This is a genomic window from Breznakibacter xylanolyticus (assembly GCF_003254275.1).
GTDB classification, from domain to species: domain Bacteria; phylum Bacteroidota; class Bacteroidia; order Bacteroidales; family Marinilabiliaceae; genus Breznakibacter; species Breznakibacter xylanolyticus.
In genome coordinates this window covers 47,452-67,701 of sequence record NZ_QKZK01000002.1, presented here as the reverse complement: position 1 = coordinate 67,701, position 20,250 = coordinate 47,452, and the positions used below count along the sequence as shown (strand labels likewise).

Sequence of the window (20,250 nt, the reverse complement as noted above, 5' to 3'; positions counted from 1 at the left end):
GGTTCGCGACAATCGTCGGGAACCTTTTTGCTCGCGTGCAAAACGCTGTTGTCGGATGACGCGAGCTTAAAACATGCGTGCAAAACCCGGTTGTCGGATGACGCGAGCCCAAAACATGCGTGCAAAACCCTGTTGTCGGATGACGCGAGCCTAAAACATGCGTGCAAAATGCTGTTGTCGGTCGTCGCGAGCCCAAAACATGCGTGCAAAACGCTGTTGTCGGTCGTCGCGAGCTCAAAACATGCGTTCAAAATTCTGTTGACTGTTGTCGGCAACTTCGATTTTCCAGTGTGAGTCAGGTTTTTATTTCGTTGCTCGTGCCATTCTCATGGTGCGCATCACATCATTTGTATTCAATAAAAAAAGCGCGGAGGGTTGCATTGAACCTCTCCGCGCTTTGGCGATTAAAAGACAAGAAGATTCTCAAACGTCAGACAGATGAGACTGAAGAGTCAGAGAGGACCGATTTAAACGTCTTTCCTCATCTCATCATCTTGCGTCTTGATACTTGCGTCTTGATACTTGTGTCTTGATACTTGCGTCTTGATACTTTCATAACCCTATCAGATGCGCATCATCTCACACCGCCCCCCAGGGCTTTGTAGAGGCTGACGCTAAAGTTGAGTTGTTCCAAACGGTCGTTCACGCGGCTCAGCTGAGCTTGCAGCAGGCTTTGCTGGGCGTTGAGCACTTCGGTGTAGGTGGCCTCACCGGCGCGCAGCAGCTCCTGGGTGAAATCGACGGCTGTGGTGAGCGAGGCGATTTGCCGGTTGCGCAGCTCGTTTTTACTCAGTGAGGCCTGGTAACCGTACAGGATGTCCGAAATTTCTTGCCCGGCCGTCAGCACCGTGCTCTGAAAGGTAAGCAGGGCTTCTTGTTGCTGCGCTTTGGCAATCATCAGGTTGCCCTTCAGTTGTCGTTTGTACAGCAGGGGCTGGCTGATGCCTGCGGCAATGTTGGCGGCAATGTTGGCGGGTTTAAAAAAGTCGGCCAGTTCGCCCGACGCGAAGCCCAGCGAGGCGGTGCTCAGCGTGAAGGTGGGGTAGAGGCTGGCCTGAGCCACGTTGGTGAGTTCGCAGGCGGCGCGAAACGACAGCTCGGCCTGTTTCACGTCGGGGCGCAAGGCCATCATTTGCGCGGGCACGCCATGGTTCAGTTGCGGGGCATCGGTTTGTGCGATGATCGACGACCGTTCGATCGCCCCCGGCGCCCGTCCCAGGAGCACGCAAATGGCGTTTTCCTGTTGGCGTATCTGGCTTTGGAGCGTGGCAATGGAGAGCTGGGTGTTGTAAAGCAACGCTTTGCTTTGCTCCACGGCTGCCCCGGTGGTTTGCCCGGCATCTTTGAGTGCCTGCATGGTTTCGGCACTTTGGCGAAGCAGTTCCACCGTTTCGGTGGTGATGCGCAGTTGTTCATCGAGCGCCATCAGTGCGTAATAAGCCTTGGCAATGCCGGCAATCACGTTGGTTTGAATCAGGTTGCGGTACTCGTAGCTGCTTAAGAAGGAGGCATACCGCGCCTTGGTTTGACTGCTGAGTTTGCCCCACAGGTTCATCTCCCAACTGGCCACAAAGCCCAGTTGGAAGTTGGTGCTATAGTTGTATCCCAACACTTTGGTGCCGTCGGCGCCGTTGCTCAGGCGGGTGTGACTGCCTTGCGCGGCCAGAGCCAGCGTGGGCAGGTTGGCGCCTCGTGCCATGCTCAGGCTCGCTTCGGCCTGCTGAATGCGCGTTTGGGCAATCTGCAGGTTGAGGTTCTTCTCAATGCCTTCGGTGAGCAGCGCTTTCAGGTTGGCATCGGCGAAGTACGTTTGCCAGGGGGTGTCGGCGATGGTGGTGGTGTCGGTCACCAGCGTGTCGGCCTGGCGGTACAGCCGGCTCACATCGGTGCCGGCTTCGGCCATGGGTTGATGGCTTTTGCACGAGGTCAGCAGGGCTGCCCCGGTGAGGGTCAGCGCCAGCAGACTTTTGCGAATATGGTGATGTCTCATGGTCATGCTTAATGTGTGATTTCGATGTTGTTGAGATTGTCGTCGGTGGTGACGATTTTGTGTTTGCTCATTCGCTCGTGCAGGCTTTGGAACATCATAAACAGCACGGGAATGATCATCACCCCGATGATGGTTCCGATGAGCATCCCGCCAATGGCGCTGATGCCGATGGATTTGTTACCGGTTGCGCCGGCGCCGTGTGCCACTGCCAGAGGCAACAGGCCAAAGATGAAGGCAAACGAGGTCATCAAAATGGGGCGCAAACGCGCCACGGCACCGCTGATGGCCGCCTTGGTGATGCTCATACCGGCCTTGCGTCGCTGCAGGGCATATTCCACAATGAGGATGGCATTTTTGGCCAGCAGGCCAATGAGCATGATGAGTGATATCTGCACGTAGATGTTGTTGGTGATGCCGCTTCCGTTCATCAGCGAGCCAAAGATGAACATGAACACCCCGGCCAAGCCCACGGGCAACGAGAAAATCACCGCCAGAGGCAGAATGTAGCTCTCGTAAAGGGCGGCCAATAGCAGGTACACAAACACGATACACAAAATGAAGATGATGATGGTTTGGTTGCTGCTGTTGGCTTCTTCGCGCGTCATGCCCGCAAAGTCGTAGCCATAACCCTCGGGCAATTCAATCTCCTTGAGCACGTTTAACACGCTACCCGTGTTGTAACCTTTCATAAAGTTGGGAATGATGGTCACGTCCATTGAGGTGAACAGGTTGAATCGGCTGAGCGTTTGTGGTCCGGTCACGTCTTTGATGTCGATGAACTCGGTGATGGGTGCCATCTTGCCGTTAGCCGTTTTCACGGTGAGTCCGCTCAAATCCTCCAGCTTGGTGCGGTATTCGGGTGCCGCTTGCACCATCACCCGAAACTGCTTCCCGTAAATGTTGAAGTTCGACACGTACATGCTGCCCACGTAAGCCTGCATGGCAGTCATCACTTCGTTGAGGGTGAGGCCGGCATCTTTAATTTTGGCAATGTTGGCCTCTATCATCTTTTGCGGAAATCGGGGGTCGAAGGTGTTCATCACCATCATCACCTCTTCGCGAAGTTTGAGTTTTTCGATGTACTCACTGGTTACTTCAAAAAAACGGTTCACGTCGCCGCCGGTTTTGTCCTGCATCTTCAGCTCCACGCCACTGCTCAAGCCAAAGCCTTGCAGGGTGGGCGTGCCAAAGAACATGAACGAGGCGTTGGTGATGTGTTGGGTTTTGGCCTTGAGTTGCGCCACCACTTCGGCCGATGTGACATCGCGGTCGTTCCAGGGTTTGAGTTTGATGATGACCGACCCATAGGGACTGCCCGATCCGGCCATAAAGCTCATCCCGGTAATGTTGGTTACGCTGATGACTTCGGGGATCGACTCGGCAATTTTTACCGTTTCTTTCACAATGCTGTCGGTACGTTCGAGCGAGGCACCCGGAGGCAGGGATATCACGCCCATCACGCGGCCGCTGTCTTCCTGCGGTACAAATCCTGCCGGAATCATCTTCATTAAACCCATCAAAATGGCGGTGAACACCACAATGATGGCAGCGGTGATCCAACGGTTGTTTTTCTTACCCAAAAACTTCAGCGAGGTGCTGTATTTGTCGGTCATGGCGTTGAAGCCAACATTGAAGTATTTGTAAAAACGCTTGAAGATGCTCTTTTCTTTCATCTCGTCTTCGTGCGACTTGAGGAACAGGGCGCAAAGAGCGGGGCTTAGCGTGAGGGCGTTCACTGCCGAGATGATGATGGAGATGGCCAGGGTCAACCCAAATTGTTTGAAAAAGATGCCGCTGGTGCCGCTGATGAAGCTTACCGGGATGAACACGGCCGCCATCACCAGGGTGATGGATACAATGGCCGGGGCAATTTCGTGAATGGCCTTGAAGGTGGCTTTCTTGGGGTCTTTTTCGCCGGCGTCCATGTGGGCGTGCACGGCTTCCACCACCACAATGGCATCATCCACCACAATGCCGATGGCCAGCACCAGCGCAAACAGGGTGAGCAGGTTGATGGAGAATCCGAATAGCAGCAAAAAGAAGAAGGTACCAATGATGGCCACCGGCACGGCAATGGCCGGGATGATGGTGGCGCGAATGTTTTGCAGGAAGATGAACACCACGATGAACACTAGCACAAAGGCTTCGAGCAGTGTGTGGAGCACTTTTTCGATGGAGGCATCGAGAAATTCGCTGGCATCTACCTCGTAATCGTATTGAATGCCGGGAGGGAAGCTGCCGGAGGCCTCGTGCAGGGCTTGCTTGATTTGGTCAATAACTTCCTTGGCGTTTGATCCGGCTGTCTGGCTCACGCCAATCACGATGGCCGGGTTGCCGTTGTTCTCTGAGTAGACGCTGTAGCTGAGCGATCCCAACTGCACGTCGGCCACGTCGCGCAGTCGCAACACCTGTGACTTGTTGGATCGGATGACGATGTCGCCAAAGGCTTCCGACGACTTCAATCGTCCGGTGTATTTGAGGGCATATTGAAAGGTTTGGTCGCTGTTGGCACCCAGTTCACCCGGTGCGGCCTCGATGTTTTGGTCGCGCAGGGCGGCAATCACTTCTGCGGGGGTGATGCCGTAGGTGTTCATCACGTCGGGCTTGAGCCACACACGCATCGAGTAGTCTTTGGCGCCGTAAACGCTGGCGTCACCCACACCCGGCACCCGCTTGATTTGCGGAAGCACGTTGATGTTGGCGTAGTTTTGGATGAATTCGGCATCGTAGTCGGGGTTGGTCGATGCGATGGCGATGAGCAACAGCGTACTGTTTTGCTGCTTGCGGACCGTTACCCCGCTTTGGGTCACCTCCGAGGGGAGCAGGGCGGTGGCCTGTGATACGCGGTTTTGCACGTTGACCGTGGCAATGTCGGGGTCAATACCCTGTTTGAAAAAAACGGTGATGGACGCACCACCGCCGTTGGATGCCGATGAGGTCATGTAGGTCATGCCTTCCACCCCGTTGATGGACTCCTCCAGGGGGATGATGACACTGTTGAGCACAGCCTCGGCACTCGCCCCGTTGTAGTTGGCCGACACCTTCACCGTTGGCGGGGCAATGTTGGGATACTGCTCAATGGGCAGGGTGAATATCCCGATGGCTCCCAGCACCACGAATAATATCGAAATCACGGTGGACAACACCGGTCTTTCTATGAATGTTTTGAGCATGTTGTTGGTTTTATTTTTTTTGATGATTTTGTCCGGTTACAACTTCCAATCCTATGTCGTTTCGTTGAGAGAAAAAGACATGAGATGATGAGGACGGATGATAAGATGAGGAACGTTTTTTAGTTTTGTTCTTAGAAATCTCTTTCGTCAAATCTATCTGTCTGAAGTCTGATCATCTTCTTGTCTTATATTCAAAGATCTCAACTGAACGTCATTGACAGTCGGCTTATCAGTATGAATCCGGATACATTTGTTACAGCTTAATCTTCGCACCGTTTTTCAAGGTCGCCACGCCTTCGATAACAATTTTGTCGCCTTCGGAAAGTCCTGATAGGACGGCATAATTTTTACCGTCGGGGGTCGATTTCACGGTAATGACTTTTTGCATCACCGAGTCGCCTTCGACTTTGTAAGCCAATATTTTGTCTTGCTGGCTCATGGTGGCTTTTTGGGGGATGAGCAGGGTGTTTTTCAGGGTTTGGGGAATGATGACCTTGCCACTGGTGCCGCTGCGCAGCAATCCGGTGGGGTTGGGGTAGATGGCGCGGAAATTCACCGAGCCGGAGGTGGCGTCCACCACGCCCGAGATGGTTTCGATGCGGCCGGTTTCTTCGTAAATGCTTCCGTCGGCCAGTTGCAGTTTGAGGGGGGGCATGTTTTTAATTTTCTCGGTTTGGGTGTTGCCTTCCCAGGTGCGCATAAAGGTGAGCAACTCTTTTTCGTTGAGCGAGAAGTAGGCAACTATTTGCTTGGTGTTGGCCACCGTTGTGAGCACGCTTGAGCTGTTCACCAAGCTCCCTTGTCGGTACGGAATGGCTCCCACAACACCGTCCACTGGGCTGGTCACTGAGGTGAAGCCCATGGTGGCTTTGGCCTGGTCGAGAGCCGCTTTGGCCGATGCAAAGTTATTTTCGTAGGTTTTAATTCTCACTTCGCTGATGATGCCTTTCTCGGCCAGCGGGCGCATGCGCTCCAGGTCGGTTTGTGCCGTGTTGTAGGTGGCTTTGGCCGTTTCGAATTGTTGGATGGCCGTGGGCGAGCTGATGCGGAACAACGGCTGCCCTTTTTTAACGATGGAGCCTTCGTCTACCAGCACGGCGTCAATGAATCCTTCCACGCGGGGTTTGATGTCGATGTCTTGCTGTCCCTTGAGGACAGCGGGATAGACTGCTTGTAGTTCAACGTCCTGCAGTACCAGCGTGGCCATTGGGTAGGCCTGTGGTGCGTTGGAGGCGCTGCCCGGCATGGCGGTTTTGTTTTTGCAGGAGGCCATCATGGTCAACGCCAGGGCTCCCAACACGATTTTCTGATAAGTCATGATGCTTGGTTTAATCTATTTTTACAATTATTGATATTTTTAATAGTTGATTTGTGCAACTAATAGGAGAAAAAAATTACATGTTCTCGGCGTTGGTTTTAATCTTTTCAACGATGCGGAAGAAGTGTTCGACCTCTTCGTCGGTCAGGTTTTTGAGCAGTTCCTTGGATACTTGCATTTCAATTTCCTGAAAACGGTTGATGAACTGATTTCCAAGGTATGTGACTTCAAGGATGTTGCGTCGGCGGTCGTTGGGATTCACAATTCGTCGCAGTAAGCCGTCTTTTTCCAGGATGTCCACAATGCGCAAAATCACGGATTTGTCCTTACCCATTTTTTCGGCCAGGTCTTGCTGCACCACCGAGTCTTTGCAGTCGCGGGTGATTTTCAATAGCACCAAGTGTTCGATGGAGTAGGGAATCTCCTCTTGTTTTAAAATCGCTTTCATGGGACGCGTGATGGCCGATAGCATTGGCCCCAGTGATAATCCCAGCGGTTTGATAATGGTTGCCATAAGTAGATTGTTTTCGGCAGCAAAAATAGAATCAATAGTTGACTTGTGCAACTAATGGGTTCTGTTTTTTTGAATCTGGATCATTTATTGAACGTTAGTGGCTAAGTGCCTGAGTGAAGAAGTGCAATAGAGAGAAAGTGCAAAAGTACCAAGGAGAGGGGGGCTTATAAAAAAGCGCAGAGTTGTCAATGCAAACCATGTGCACCGGCAAACTCTACGCTTAAAGGAAATTACACCTAACTTTTTTATGCAGTTGAGCGTTTATCTCATTTGATGCCTCAGGCAATCTTCATGCTCACCAAATCTTCTTCTACGGAGGTGATGCCGCCGATTCCGAAGTTTTCAACCAATACGTTTACCACGTTGGGTGACAGGAAGGCGGGCAAAGTGGGTCCGAGGTGAATGTTTTTTACGCCCAGGTGGAGCAATGCCAACAGCACAATCACCGCTTTTTGCTCGTACCAGGCAATGTTGTACACAATGGGCAGATCGTTGATGTCGTCCAGACCAAACACTTCTTTCAGTTTCAGGGCAATCACGGCCAGTGAGTAGCTGTCGTTGCACTGTCCGGCATCGAGCACGCGGGGAATGCCGCCAATGTCACCCAGTTCTAATTTGTTGTATCGATATTTGGCGCAACCGGCTGTCAATATCACAGAGTCCTGGGGTAAGGCAGTGGCAAAGTCGGTGTAGTAGTTGCGGCTGTTCATGCGGCCATCGCACCCGGCCATCACCACAAACTTCTTGATGGCGCCGCTTTTCACGGCCTCCACCACCTTGTCGGCCAGTGCCATTACCTGGTTGTGTGCAAAACCGCCCACAATTTGTCCTGTTTCAATTTCAGTGGGGGGAGCGCATTTTTTGGCATGTTCAATCAGCACCGAGAAGTCTTTGGGTTGGCCGTCGTGGCGGTCACCAATGTGGGTGCATCCGTCAAAACCGGCTGCTCCGGTGGTGTAGACGCGGTTTTTGTAGCTCTCTTTGGGGGGTACCAGGCAGTTGGTGGTCAATAGCACCGGGCCATTAAAGCTCTCGAACTCGGTGGTTTGTTTCCACCAGGCGTTGCCGTAGTTGCCCACAAAGTGTTTGTATTTTTTGAAGGCGGGGTAATAGTTGGCCGGCAACATTTCGCTGTGGGTGTACACGTCCACGCCGGAGCCATCGGTTTGCTTGAGCAGCTCTTCCATGTCCTTGAGGTCGTGACCGCTGATGAGGATGCCCGGGTTTTTCACCACGCCAATGTTCACCGATGTGATTTCGGGATGTCCGTAGCTTTCGGTGTTGGCTTTGTCGAGCAGTGCCATGGCATCCACGCCATATTTGCCACATTCGAGCACCAGGGGCAGCAATTCGCTCACGCTGATGTCGGTACGGGTCGTGGCCACCAGGGCTTTCTTGGCAAAGGTAATGATGTCGTCATTTTGGTAGCCCAGGTTCCAGGCGTGTTCGGCGTAGGCTGCCATCCCTTTGAGACCATAAATGAGCAGTTCTTTAAGTGAGCGCACATCCTCATCGGGCGTAGCCAGCACCCCGGCATCGGCCACTTTGGCTTCCATTTCGTCGATGGTGCCGGCGCGCCAGGTGGCGCAGTCGGGCGCTTGTGTCGTGGTTTTTTCTTGTGCAATTTCGTCCTGAATGTAAAAGCCTTCTCTTATTTTGGCGGCAATTTTATTCTTGTCGAAGTTGGCATTGGTGATGGTCATAAACAGTGAGTCGATGATATATTTATCGGCCACCGAAGTCAATGTCCCCGGGTTTTGGGCACTGTGCCATGCCACACCTTTTACAACATATAATAAGGTATCCTGAAGGTTGGCCACATCGGCGGGTTTTCCGCACACGCCTTTAATGGTACAGCCAATGCCTTTTGAGGCTTCCTGGCATTGATAACAAAACATGCTCATGGTTTTTTGGTATTTGTTTTTTATTCTATTAATTCCATTATCCTGTTCGGTACAGACGGGCTATAGCCCATTTCTTCGAATATTAAACCCACTCTTCACTCAACACATCTCCTTCAACCGAGATAATGGCCACTTTGAGGGGGATTTTTCGTGAAGCTCTCGCCAGCGCCATTTGTGCCATCCGTTGCAAACCACCACAGCAGGGTACTTGCATGATGACCACTGTGAGGGTGTTGATGCGGGCGTTGTCGATGAGCGTAGTGAGTTTGTCAATGTACACTTCCTGGCCTGAGTCGAGTTTAGGACAGGCGATGGCCAGCGCTTTGCCTTTAAGGAATCGTTCGTGGAAGTTGCCCATGGCAAAGGCCACGCAGTCGGCTGCAATCACCACATCGGCTTCTTTAAAGTAGGAGGCGCCGGGATTGACCAGATGTAATTGCACCGGCCACTGGCGCAGTTGCGAAGGGGCATGGCCGTTATCTTCGGCAGGGGCTTGAGCCGGCTTGGCAAAAGAGATGGTTCGTGACCCTGGGCAGCCACCACCGTGGTTTTCGCCTGCCAAAACAGACACTTTGGGTTTGTGTACGGCACGCACCACATCATCGAAACTAAAGGGAAGTTCGGCAGCATGGTCGCGCAGATACTGCACGCCTTGCTTGAGGAAATCAATTTCGTTGTGATCCTTTAGATGCTGGAGGTGGGCAATCACGGTGTTTTTGCCCTTGGAAACCATCAGTTGCATCACCTTTATTTCATCATAGGGCTCAGCCTCGCGTTTCTCAATAGTAATGGCGCCGACGGGGCAGTGTCCTATGCATGCGCCAAGCCCGTCGCATAGCAGGTCGCTGATTAAAACGGCTTTCCCGTCAATCAGCTGCAAGGCACCTTCATGACAGCCCGGCACGCATTCGCCGCATCCGTTGCAAAGGTCATGGTCAATGTGGACAACGTCTCTTTTCATATGATTATAATTTGTTTTTCATTGGCCATATGGAACTCGCCAATAATCATCCTCCTTTGTGAGTAGGGCTTACTCATGGCTCGTTTCATAGTTTTTTTGCTTGTTCTCTGTTTCTGGTTTGTTTTTGATGCGAAAATACGGTACTCAAATGCTTAAATGTGTAACCAATGTTACAAATGCCTTTTTTTCTGGAGGGTGTTCAAGTGGATTTAAGATTTTGATTTCTGTTGATTTAGGAGTGTTGCACTTTTTCACTTCTGCACTTTTGTACTTTTTCACTTCTGCACTTTTGTACTCTTGCACTTTTTCACTTTCCTTTAATCATAATCAGCATCATTTTAAATCGCTCCACCGCATCAACTGAGTGAGGGATGTTGGCGGGCATGATGATCAGTTCTCCTTCATTGAGGATGTGCTCTTTGTCGTCGATGACAATTTTGGCGGTTCCCTCAAGTACCTGCACAATGGCATCGAAAGGAGCCGAGTGGCGGCTCAGTCCTTGTGCTTTGTCAAATGCAAACAGGGTGAGGTTACCGGCGTCGTTCTTGGTAACGATTTTGCTCACGATGGCGCCATCGGCATAGCTCACGCTCCCTTTGAGCGGGTATGCGGTTGAATGTTGAAATACGGGTGAAAACATATGACTCTCTTTTTTGGTTATTTATTTTGAATTGCGTTGTTTTGCGCCATAAAAGATTTTCAGTTCTTTTATACTGCAAAGATGCGGAGGATGGGGTCTTTTTTTTGTAACCCATGTTACAATTTACGAAATACAGGATCGATGATGGAAGATATTTTGGCCATGTGCCCATTGTTCAGAGGAATGCGACCACTGCAGGTGATTGAAGTTCTCGAAAAAGTACATTATCAGGTGAAGCGTTATCAGCGCGACGATATCGTGGCCTTTGGGGGCGACGAGTGCCTGCATTTGCACATCGTCATCAGTGGTAGCGTAAAGGGTGAAATGGTCGATTTTTCGGGTAAGTCCATCAAGATTGAGGATATTGAAGCGCCGCGTCCCTTGGCCTTGGCCTTCCTCTTTGGGCGTGAGAACCGATATCCTGTGAATATTGTGGCCAATAATGAAGTGGTTTTGTTGGTGTTGCCCAAGGATTCGGTGTTGCAACTTTTACAGCTGAGTATGGTGTTTCTGAGTAATTACCTCAATGTGGTGAGCAATCGTGCGCAATTTTTGTCCGATAAGCTTCGGTTTCTCTCGTTTCGAAGCCTCCGGGGAAAGGTGGCGCATTACCTTCTTAATTTGAGCGGAGGCAAGGCCATCGAGGTGGTGGTGCCCAACAGTCAGGAGGAGTTGGCCGAAATGTTTGGCGTGGCGCGTCCATCGCTGGCGCGCACCATTCGCGAGATGCACAACGAGGGTCTCATTCATGCTTCCGCACGTAACATTCAGATTGTGAACCGCGATGCTTTGGTGGCCTTACTTGAACAATGAGGCAGTGAAAAAAAATGGGGGATTTTCTCAAAATAATGAGGTGCCATCTTACATTTGATTGAAAAAAGTGGTTCTTTTATATGGCTGTTAAGTACCAACGCCTTTGCATGATAGCGAGGCGAATGTGCGTGATTATCATCTAATAACATCAAAAATCCTTCCTACACAACCTCATGTTTGTCCACGACATTCCATCCACAGAACAAGACATCGCATCCTGTCAACCCGAAGAGCCCGAAGACCAGTTGGTCTCTGTTGAGCAAATTGAGACCGGCTTTGTTGCTTATTGTCCCGGATTTGTCAATGATCCCGAGATGCCTGTTGCCGATGTGTTTAATGTTAAGCATCATCGCCGGGCATTAAAAAAGGTGATTGTGATGAATCAGCCCTCCAAATGGTCGTTTAACACGCCGGGCATTGAAGTCATTTCACCCAAAAAATACCTCGAAGATAGTTCGTATATCCATCGCAAAGGGTTGCGTGTCTTTAATTTATGTAACGATTATTCCTATCAGAAACGGGGTTATTATGTGTCGTTGTTAGCCGAAGCACGTGGTCACAAGGTGGTGCCTTCGGTGAAGAACATTCTCGATTTGAAGACGCAAACCATCGTCCGCATTGTTTCTGATGAGTTGGATGAGTTGATTCAAAAGAGTCTTAAACATATTCGTTCACAAGAGTTTGAGTTGAGTATTTATTTCGGGCGGAACATGGCCAAGCAACATGGTCGCTTGGCAAAGGAGCTGCATCGCTTGTTTCCTGCTCCATTTTTACGTGCCAAATTCGTGTGTAAAGAAACGGGATGGGAGGTCGATTCGGTTCGAACCATCGCATTCAAAGATATTCCCGAGAGCCATCTCGAATCGGTCAATCGCTATGCTGCCGATTATTTTGGTCAGTCGCGTTACGAAAAGGGTAAAGAGGAGCGTTACCTTTACGATTTGGCAATATTGGTGGATCCCCGTGAGGTTGCCCCTCCATCCAACAAAAAAGCGTTGATGAAATTTGAAGAGGTGGCCAAGAAAATGGGGTGTTATGTTGAATTCATTACCAAAGACGATTTCAGCCGCATCGGTGAGTTTGATGCTTTGTTAATTCGCGAAACCACTTCGGTGAATCACCACACTTATCGCATGGCACGCCGGGCACAAAGCGAGGGATTGGCTGTGGTTGACAGCCCCGAAGCCATCCTTAAATGTGCCAATAAGGTATTTTTGGCCGAATTGTTGCAATCTTCAAAAATTCCAACGCCCAAAACAGTCATCATTTCAAGCGAAAAGGACAAATCGCCTGAGGTGCGCCTGGGGTTTCCGTGCGTGCTCAAACTTCCCGATTCCAGCTTTTCAAAGGGGGTGGTGAAAGTCAACAACGAGGAGGAGTTGCAGCGCCAGATGAAAAAGATGCTCAGGGAGTCGGATTTGATTTTGGCTCAGGAGTTTCTGCCCACGGCTTTCGACTGGCGCATTGGCATCGTCAATAACGAGGTGGTGTTTGCCTGCAAATACTACATGGCTAAGGATCACTGGCAAATTTATAATTGGGACAGTCCTCACACCCGCGACATCAGCGGCAATTTCGAGAATCTACCGATCAATCAGGTACCCCGTCATATCATTGAAACATCCTTGAAGGCCACTCGTCTCATTGGGAATGGTTTGTACGGCGTGGATCTGAAAGACGTCAACGGCAGGGCTGTGGTGATTGAAATCAATGATAACCCCAATATTGACGCCGGTATCGAAGATGTGTTGATGCGCGATCAGCTCTACGGCAAGGTGTTGCAATATTTGCTGGGAATGATAAAGCATTGACATTGCGTTGATGATTCATAGACACGTGTTTTTGATGCGATGTTTTGTTGTTCTTTTTTAATTGAGGAATTGTGCCTGAAAAAATCATTCAACTTTTTTTATCCTGCGAACATGGTGGTAACATCATTCCTGATTGCTACAAACACTTGTTTGTAGCCTCAATGGATGTTCTCGAAACCCATCGGGGCTACGACAGAGGTGCATTGCCATTGTTTGCATTAATCAAGTCAGAATTCCATCCGGCCTTTTCCATCTCAAATGAGACCTGTCGTCTGTTGGTCGATTTGAACCGTTCGCTGCACCGACGCACCTTGTTATCGGAGTGGACTAAGCCATTGCCGGTTGATGAGAAGCAACGCATTCTGGCGCAGTATTATTTTCCTTATCGACGTGCGTTCATTGATGCCTTAAAAGTCAGCTTGGAGAAGGGGCATCGGGTGTTGCATCTGTCGGTGCACAGTTTTACGCCGCTGCTCAACGGGGTGGAGCGTCAAACTGACATTGGCATTCTTTATCATCCCGGACGTCCGTGGGAAAAAACTTTTGCAGCCCAATGGAAAACAGCCTTGAATGCCCGTTTGCCACATTTGCGGGTGCGTTTCAATTACCCTTATCTGGGCAAACCCGACGGGCATGTGGCTTTTCATCGCAAGGTGTATGGCGATGCGCAATATGCCGGCATTGAGTTCGAGTTGAATCAAAAACATGCTGGTGCCGAAGATGTCTATGCCGGGATTGTTGAAGCCCTTAAGGATGTTTTGGCATTGGATCAATGATAAGATGACGATAGACGAAATGAATAACATAAAAAAATCCCCGCCGAATAAAGTGGCAGGGATTTTTTATATGTAGATCCAAAGCGTGGAGCATCAGATTTTGTACATCTTATCTCTCAATTCTTTGATGGCATCGCTGGTGATGTAATCGTCGTAATCCATCATTTTGTCGATGATGCCGTTGGGGGTGAGTTCAATCACGCGGTTACAAACGGTTTGGATGAACTCGTGGTCATGCGAAGCCATCAGGATGTTGCCCTTGAAGTTGATGAGCGTGTTGTTGAAGGCCTGAATTGACTCCAAGTCGAGGTGATTGGTGGGGTTGTCCAGAATCATGGTGTTGGCGTTGCGTAACATCATGCGCGAAATCATGCATCGCATTTTTTCACCTCCCGAAAGCACGGTGGCTTTTTTGTAAATGTCCTCGCCCGAAAAGAGCATCTTGCCCAGGTACCCGCGCAGGAAGGTCTCGGTGGTATCGTCGGAGTATTGCGCCAACCAGTCCACAATAGTCAGGTCGTTGTTGAAGAAGTTGCTGTTGTCCAATGGCAGGTAAGCCGTGGTGATGGTGATGCCCCACTTGTGTGACCCGGTTTCGGGTTTCATTTTGTCGTTGATGATTTCGAACAGGGCGGTCATGGCCATGGGATTGCGCGAGAGGAACACGATTTTTTCGTCCTTCTCAACGTTAAAGGTGACATCCTTGAGCAACCAGCTGCCGTCTTCGGCTTTTTTGCTCAGGTTGTGTACTTCCAAAATGGTGTTGCCGGTTTCGCGCTCGGGGGTGAAGATGATGGCCGGATAGCGACGGGTCGAAGGTTGAATTTCTTCAACGTTGAGCTTCTCGAGCATCTTTTTGCGGCTGGTGGTCTGTTTCGACTTGGCCACGTTGGCGCTGAATCGCTGAATAAACTCGAGCAATTCCTTGCGTTTCTCTTCGGCTTTCTTATTTTGGTTTTGCTGTTGACGCAAAGCCAATTGGCTACTTTGGTACCAAAAGCTGTAGTTACCCGAAAAGAGCTGCACTTTGCCAAAGTCGATGTCCACAATTTGGGTACACACCGAGTCGAGGAAGTGACGGTCGTGCGAGACCACCAGCAGGGTGCCTTCAAAGTTGGAGAGGTAGTTTTCGAGCCAGCTCACGGTTTCCAGGTCGAGGTCGTTGGTGGGCTCATCGAGCAACAGGTTGTCGGGTTTTCCAAACAAGGCCTGAGCGAGCAGGATTTTCACTTTTTCTTTACCGCTCATGTCCTTGAGCAGGGTATAATGGTATTGTTCGGCAATGCCGAGGCCGCTGAGCAATGAGGCTGCGTCACTTTCGGCATTCCAGCCGTCCATCTCGGCAAATTTTTCTTCCAGTTCGGCGGCTTTGATGCCGTCAGCTTCGGTAAAGTCGCTCTTGGCGTAAAGATCTTCGCGTTCCTTCATCACCTTCCATAGTTCGGCGTGACCCATCATCACGGCGTTGAGCACGGGAAACTCGTCGTACTCGTGGTGGTTCTGGCGCAACACACTCAGGCGTTCGCCAGGATTGAGGGCTATGGTGCCCCGGGTCGATTCAAGGTCGCCGCTAATGATGCGCAAAAAGGTTGATTTGCCGGCACCGTTGGCGCCGATGATGCCGTAACAGTTGCCGGCGGTGAACTTCAGGTTCACATCCTGAAACAAAACTCGTTTGCCAAACTGAATGGCCAGATTCGATACTGTAATCATTCTACTATGTTGTACTTTTTATGGATGTTCGATGCGATATTGCTTCAATCTTAGCCCTGTATGCGGGCATGTTTTAACGTCTGCAAAACTAAGCAAATTTCAGCGAGCAGGGAAATGATTGATGCGCAATATACGATGCTTAACAGGCTGATGGAATAATTTTAACATCAATTATTTGTTTCTTTTATGGGCGATGCCTATTTTTGCCATCAACGTTTCAAATGAATGACAATGCATTTTTTCAACAACCTGCTTTCAGTCGTGGTCGTGGTGGTCTCTCTGAGAATCATCCGGCGGATTGTGGCGTGATGTTGATGTCAACAATATCATAACCCTGCCGGATGTTTCGGCGGGGTTTTTTTATTTCTACATCCAAAAAACAAAATATGAATATCCATTTGTCAACAATCGTTCTATCTGTCGTGGTCGTGGTGGTCTGCCAACCTCCGCAGGGATAGCTATTGTCTGAACTGAATCATATCAGGCCCCTGCGGAGACTCATTTTCGCAGGGGCTTTTTTTATGCTAACAACTCAAATTAAATCATAACTGTATGAAAACACATTCACCCACTTCGCAACCCATTACCGGGGCGCAATTGTTGATGGAGTTGTTGAAACAGCAGGGCATCGACACCATCTTTGGCATCCCCGGAGGGAGCATCCTGCCTATTTACGACGCGATGCACACCAGTGGCATTCGTCACGTGTTGGCGCGTCACGAACAGGGGGCCGGTTTTATGGCACAAGGCATGGCGCGGTCAACCGGCAAACCGGCCGTTTGCATGGCCACATCGGGGCCGGGGGCGGTGAACCTGCTCACGGCCATTTCGGATGCTTACTCCGATTCGGTACCGCTGATTGTCATCACCGGGCAGGTGCCACTAACGCTCATGGGCACTGCCGCCTTTCAGGAGGTGGATGTGGTGGGCATGAGTCGTACTATCACCAAACGCAGCATATTGGTGACCGATGTGAACGACTTGCCTCAAATCATCCACGATGCCTTCCGTTTGGCCACAGAGGGACGTCCCGGCCCGGTGTGGATTGACATTCCTAAGGATGTTCAGCTGGCTCCCTTCACAGGTCATTGGCGCGCGCCACAACCTGCGATGGACGGGTTGACAGATTTCTCATCCATCGCCAGGGTGCAGGAGATGCTTACGCGTTCGCGCCGGCCGGTGATCATTGCCGGCAATGGCATCATCATTGCCAATGTGGCCGATGTTTTGCAGCAGATTGCCGTACATTACCGCATCCCGGTGTTGACCACGCTACACGGGAAGGGCGCCATGCCCGATGGCCATCCGTTGAATCTGGGCATGGCGGGCATGCACGGTTTGGCAAGTGCCAACGACGCCCTCAATACAGCCGATTTGGTGATTGCCCTGGGCATTCGCTTCGACGACCGGCTGACGGGCAACGTGCAGGCCTTTTGTCCCGATGCGAAAATTGTTCATGTGGATATTCATCCTGTACAGCTCAATCGCATTAAGCCTGCTCATTTGGCCATTTGTGCCGATCTGGGACTATGGCTCACCGCCTGGGCTTCGTTATTGCCTCCTGCGGTTGCCAAGCCGATGATGGCTCGCGTTTCGACTATTGAACCCGACGATGTTGCCGGGGGGTGGTTGCGTGCCTTTGCGGAGCTGATGCCTGCCGATGCCATTGTGACCACCGACGTGGGGCAACACCAGATGTGGGTGGCGCAGTATTATCCCCTTTCGTCGCCCCGGTCGCTGCTCACCTCGGGCGGGCAGGGAACCATGGGGTTCGGATTGCCGGCTGCCATTGGGGCTGCCATTGCCCATCCGCATCGCAAAGTGGTGTGCTTTACCGGCGACGGCTCGCTGATGATGAACATTCAGGAGCTGGCCACGCTGGCTGAACTGAATCTGGACATTACCATTGTGTTGATGAACAACGAGGGGCTGGGCATGGTGCGCCAGCAGCAGCAGTTGTTTTGGGGCGAACGACTGGCGGCTTCTGAGTATGTGCAGCCAACACGTTTTTCGGCCATCGCCCAGGCATTTGGAATTCACACCATGGAGGCATCGATGGGCGATGGAGTGGCGGCATTGACCCGCTACGATTGGATGTTGCCTCAACCCACTTTTTTGCATTTGCAGGTGGATGCCGATCAGCTGGTGTCGCCCATCATGCAGCCCGGACATAGCATCAATGCCATGATGGACTGCAAGAGGGTTTATGAAGTATAGGTTATTAAAGATTAAGAATAAACGCTGAGGCGCTAATCAACGCAGTCGCTTGGCTATGCCAGGAAAGGCGCTGAGTTATCGTGTTACGCCATGCGTTTAAATAACAATGCAGATAACTCACAAGAGTTATGTAGTAGATATAAATCAAAGTGGTTTAGATTGTAGCATTCAGTTTATGGCAAGAAGATGTATATACTTCAGATTGATGGATGAGACAGAGGGAATTCATCTAAAAATCTATCTCATCGATTAAGGGTGCTCTTTCATCCCTCTATGACTTTGACATTAAATTTTGAACACTTTTATTATCATTCACACAATATTATGAATTATTCATCCTTGTTTTCCGAGACCATTCAAAACGTGCCCCGGTCGTTTATCCGGGAGATCTTAAAAACGGCCATCACACCCGAGGTGATCTCGTTTGCGGGTGGCTTGCCCAACCCCGATTTGTTTCCGGTGGAAGCATTTCGTAAAGCCACTGAAGTGGCCATTGGGCGGCATGGGGCTGCCATGTTTCAGTATAGCAACAGCGAGGGGCTGTTGCCATTGCGGGAGTGGATTTGTGAGCAGTATCGCATCAACGATGGCTTCGACATTCATCCCCATCAGGTGCTCATCACCAACGGGTCGCAGCAGGGGCTCGACTTGCTGGCCAAAGTGCTTATCAACAAAGGCGATGAGGTGATGATTGAGGAGCCCGGCTATTTGGGTGCCATTCAGTCGCTGGCGGTGGCCGGGGCTCGTTGGGTGCCGGTGCCCTTAGCCGATGATGGCATCGACCTGCACATTTTGAGTGAAAAACTGCAAGCGCATCGTCCCAAAATATTTTACACCGTTCCGGCCTTTCAAAACCCGTCGGGCATCTGTTACAGTCACGAGGCGGTGCGTGCGGTGGCCGGGCAGCTCGAGGGACGCTCCATGGTGATTGTGGAGGACACGCCCTATCGTGAGCTCTCCTTCAAGGGTGAGCTGCCGCCATCGTTTTACAAATATCTGCCCGGGCAGACGGTTTTGCTGGGATCGTTTTCGAAGACCACCGTGCCGGGGCTGCGACTGGGGTGGATGGTGGCACCCGAGGCCATGATGGATCGTTTGGTGGTGGCTAAGCAGGCTGCCGACCTGCACACCGATATATTTTCGCAGCGCGTGCTGATGCAATACCTTACTGATAATGACCACGGGGCACACATTCGTCGCATTAGGGAGGTCTATGCCCGTCAGTGCGAAAAAATGGTGACCATGATGCAGCGTCATCTGCCTGATGGGGTGCAGTTCAAAGCCCCACAAGGCGGCATGTTCATCTGGGCGCAATTGCCTTGCGGGGGTAGCAGCATGGCGTTGTTTCATCGTGCCATCAGCCAGAATGTGGCCTTTGTGCCCGGCGTGCCCTTTTATACCGATGGGCGAAGCGATAGCCACACTTTTCGCCTGAACTTTACCTGTTCAAACGATCGGGAGATTGAGCAGGGCATTGAACGTTTGGGGCGATGTTTGGCAGATGGGCAGGCATCTTGTTAAAATCCGGCTATCTGGAGAATCGCCCCCAAAACAAATGTTTTTGGTTTGGCGCCCGGGGTTTCGGGTTGCAAATTTTTTGTCACCGTTTCAGCGCCGCTTTGGTAAATATATAGTCGGGAATCTCTTGATTGAACCGGATGGTAGTGACGCGGAATTCGGTTCCTTTGCCGTCTTTAAGCATGTCTTTGTATATCATCACCAATGGAAACCATCGGCTGTCGATGCGAACCACCTCTTTCAGATCCATGCGTTTAAGCAGTTGTCCGCTTTTGGCAAAAAACTCCTGGCGCAGTGGGACATGTCGTTGGGCATCGACCCACATCTTTTGTGAGGGATAGGCCACGTCATCCACCACGGCCGTCAGCTGCAAAATCACCACAGGGCGGTTGTCGATGGTGTCGCGGCCGATGACCAAGGGGGTGTAGATGTCCGAAAGTTTGCGGTCGTCCATCATCTCCTCGTACGAGAGGTCGGAGCCCATCACGCTTTGGCGCAGCAAATGCCCCGATAGTTGCACCGTACGGTCGGTGGCGGGCGAGTAAATCCACAGTTGCTTGTCGAGCTTGAGCATTTTGGTGCCCTTTTCGGCAGCGGGCGACAAGTATTCGGTGAACGATTTGGTGGTGCCCACGGCCATTGTTTTGGCTGTGATGGTGCGACTGGTGCGTTTGCCATGAATGGTCATGCTCGATTCCATTACCCGGTTGGCCGAGGTGAGGTTGGCATCTACCTCACTGAGGAGGGTGACGGCTTCTTGTGCCATCAGGCTCGGCGTGAATGCCAACAGAATGATGAGGGTGTGTGGGGACATGTGTGTTGGGTTTCTAGTTTTGAAGTTTTGGGTTTAATTGTGGATGTGGCAGTTAAATAGTTTATCCTGTCAACTTATCAATCATACG

Annotated in this window: 14 protein-coding genes; 5 read left to right on the top strand and 9 right to left on the bottom strand. The window is 51.0% G+C overall.

Features of this window, described 5'->3' with window-relative positions:
* Positions 1-574: 574 nt before the first annotated feature.
* The 7 genes from LX69_RS01480 to LX69_RS01450 form a co-directional block, all read right to left on the bottom strand.
* A complete protein-coding gene (locus LX69_RS01480; protein WP_221621240.1) occupies positions 575-1,990 on the bottom strand; it encodes an efflux transporter outer membrane subunit in 1,416 nt (471 codons plus the stop codon).
* Positions 1,991-1,998: 8 nt separating this feature from the next.
* The gene (locus tag LX69_RS01475) at positions 1,999-5,163 is read right to left on the bottom strand and encodes an efflux RND transporter permease subunit (RefSeq protein ID WP_111444040.1); all 3,165 of its coding nucleotides are present in this window, start codon (positions 5,161-5,163) and stop codon (positions 1,999-2,001) included.
* 253 nt (positions 5,164-5,416) lie between these two features.
* Positions 5,417-6,481: an efflux RND transporter periplasmic adaptor subunit gene (locus LX69_RS01470; RefSeq protein WP_111444039.1), complete on the bottom strand. Its 1,065-nt coding sequence runs from the start codon at positions 6,479-6,481 to the stop codon at positions 5,417-5,419.
* A gap of 76 nt (positions 6,482-6,557) precedes the next feature.
* On the bottom strand, positions 6,558-6,995 hold the full coding sequence (locus LX69_RS01465; RefSeq protein WP_111444038.1) for a MarR family winged helix-turn-helix transcriptional regulator: 438 nt from the start codon (positions 6,993-6,995) through the stop codon (positions 6,558-6,560).
* A gap of 278 nt (positions 6,996-7,273) precedes the next feature.
* Positions 7,274-8,899 (bottom strand): hydroxylamine reductase, encoded by a 1,626-nt coding sequence (gene hcp, locus LX69_RS01460; RefSeq protein WP_111444037.1) that lies wholly within the window; start codon positions 8,897-8,899, stop codon positions 7,274-7,276.
* 82 nt (positions 8,900-8,981) lie between these two features.
* Positions 8,982-9,860: an ATP-binding protein gene (locus LX69_RS01455; RefSeq protein ID WP_111444036.1), complete on the bottom strand. Its 879-nt coding sequence runs from the start codon at positions 9,858-9,860 to the stop codon at positions 8,982-8,984.
* 307 nt (positions 9,861-10,167) lie between these two features.
* Positions 10,168-10,500 (bottom strand): cupin domain-containing protein, encoded by a 333-nt coding sequence (locus LX69_RS01450; protein ID WP_111444035.1) that lies wholly within the window; start codon positions 10,498-10,500, stop codon positions 10,168-10,170.
* Positions 10,501-10,641: 141 nt separating this feature from the next.
* Here LX69_RS01450 and LX69_RS01445 point away from each other — a divergent pair, with 141 nt between their 5' ends.
* The 3 genes from LX69_RS01445 to LX69_RS01435 all read left to right on the top strand — a co-directional run bounded on the left by LX69_RS01445 (position 10,642) and on the right by LX69_RS01435 (position 13,900).
* Complete coding sequence (locus tag LX69_RS01445) at positions 10,642-11,313, top strand: Crp/Fnr family transcriptional regulator (RefSeq protein WP_245934912.1); 672 nt, start codon at positions 10,642-10,644, stop codon at positions 11,311-11,313.
* Positions 11,314-11,486: 173 nt separating this feature from the next.
* Positions 11,487-13,124: a RimK family protein gene (locus LX69_RS01440; protein WP_245934911.1), complete on the top strand. Its 1,638-nt coding sequence runs from the start codon at positions 11,487-11,489 to the stop codon at positions 13,122-13,124.
* Positions 13,125-13,195: 71 nt separating this feature from the next.
* Positions 13,196-13,900: an N-formylglutamate amidohydrolase gene (locus LX69_RS01435; protein ID WP_170124185.1), complete on the top strand. Its 705-nt coding sequence runs from the start codon at positions 13,196-13,198 to the stop codon at positions 13,898-13,900.
* A gap of 93 nt (positions 13,901-13,993) precedes the next feature.
* Here the strand turns inward: LX69_RS01435 and LX69_RS01430 are convergent, their stop codons facing one another.
* The gene (locus LX69_RS01430; RefSeq protein WP_111444033.1) at positions 13,994-15,613 is read right to left on the bottom strand and encodes an ABC-F family ATP-binding cassette domain-containing protein; all 1,620 of its coding nucleotides are present in this window, start codon (positions 15,611-15,613) and stop codon (positions 13,994-13,996) included.
* Between the two features lie 552 nt (positions 15,614-16,165).
* Between LX69_RS01430 and ilvB the strand changes: the two genes are divergently transcribed.
* On the top strand, positions 16,166-17,830 hold the full coding sequence (gene ilvB / locus LX69_RS01425) for a biosynthetic-type acetolactate synthase large subunit (RefSeq protein WP_111444032.1): 1,665 nt from the start codon (positions 16,166-16,168) through the stop codon (positions 17,828-17,830).
* Positions 17,831-18,154: 324 nt separating this feature from the next.
* On the top strand, positions 18,155-19,351 hold the full coding sequence (locus tag LX69_RS01420; protein ID WP_111444031.1) for an aminotransferase-like domain-containing protein: 1,197 nt from the start codon (positions 18,155-18,157) through the stop codon (positions 19,349-19,351).
* A gap of 79 nt (positions 19,352-19,430) precedes the next feature.
* Here LX69_RS01420 and LX69_RS01415 read toward each other — a convergent pair whose 3' ends face one another.
* Positions 19,431-20,162: an outer membrane lipoprotein-sorting protein gene (locus LX69_RS01415; RefSeq protein ID WP_111444030.1), complete on the bottom strand. Its 732-nt coding sequence runs from the start codon at positions 20,160-20,162 to the stop codon at positions 19,431-19,433.
* Positions 20,163-20,250 lie beyond the last annotated feature (88 nt).

Excerpts from the sequence above, each read along its gene's own strand:
- LX69_RS01475 (WP_111444040.1), bottom strand. The coding sequence starts at position 5,163 with ATGCTCAAAACATTCATAGAAAGACCGGTGTTGTCCACCGTGATTTCG.
- LX69_RS01440 (WP_245934911.1), top strand. The coding sequence starts at position 11,487 with ATGTTTGTCCACGACATTCCATCCACAGAACAAGACATCGCATCCTGT.
- LX69_RS01450 (WP_111444035.1), bottom strand. The coding sequence starts at position 10,500 with ATGTTTTCACCCGTATTTCAACATTCAACCGCATACCCGCTCAAAGGG.
- LX69_RS01465 (WP_111444038.1), bottom strand. The coding sequence starts at position 6,995 with ATGGCAACCATTATCAAACCGCTGGGATTATCACTGGGGCCAATGCTA.
- hcp (WP_111444037.1), bottom strand. The coding sequence starts at position 8,899 with ATGAGCATGTTTTGTTATCAATGCCAGGAAGCCTCAAAAGGCATTGGC.
- LX69_RS01415 (WP_111444030.1), bottom strand. The coding sequence starts at position 20,162 with ATGTCCCCACACACCCTCATCATTCTGTTGGCATTCACGCCGAGCCTG.
- LX69_RS01470 (WP_111444039.1), bottom strand. The coding sequence starts at position 6,481 with ATGACTTATCAGAAAATCGTGTTGGGAGCCCTGGCGTTGACCATGATG.
- LX69_RS01430 (WP_111444033.1), bottom strand. The coding sequence starts at position 15,613 with ATGATTACAGTATCGAATCTGGCCATTCAGTTTGGCAAACGAGTTTTG.
- LX69_RS01480 (WP_221621240.1), bottom strand. The coding sequence starts at position 1,990 with ATGAGACATCACCATATTCGCAAAAGTCTGCTGGCGCTGACCCTCACC.
- LX69_RS01445 (WP_245934912.1), top strand. The coding sequence starts at position 10,642 with ATGATGGAAGATATTTTGGCCATGTGCCCATTGTTCAGAGGAATGCGA.
- LX69_RS01420 (WP_111444031.1), top strand. The coding sequence starts at position 18,155 with ATGAATTATTCATCCTTGTTTTCCGAGACCATTCAAAACGTGCCCCGG.
- ilvB (WP_111444032.1), top strand. The coding sequence starts at position 16,166 with ATGAAAACACATTCACCCACTTCGCAACCCATTACCGGGGCGCAATTG.
- LX69_RS01455 (WP_111444036.1), bottom strand. The coding sequence starts at position 9,860 with ATGAAAAGAGACGTTGTCCACATTGACCATGACCTTTGCAACGGATGC.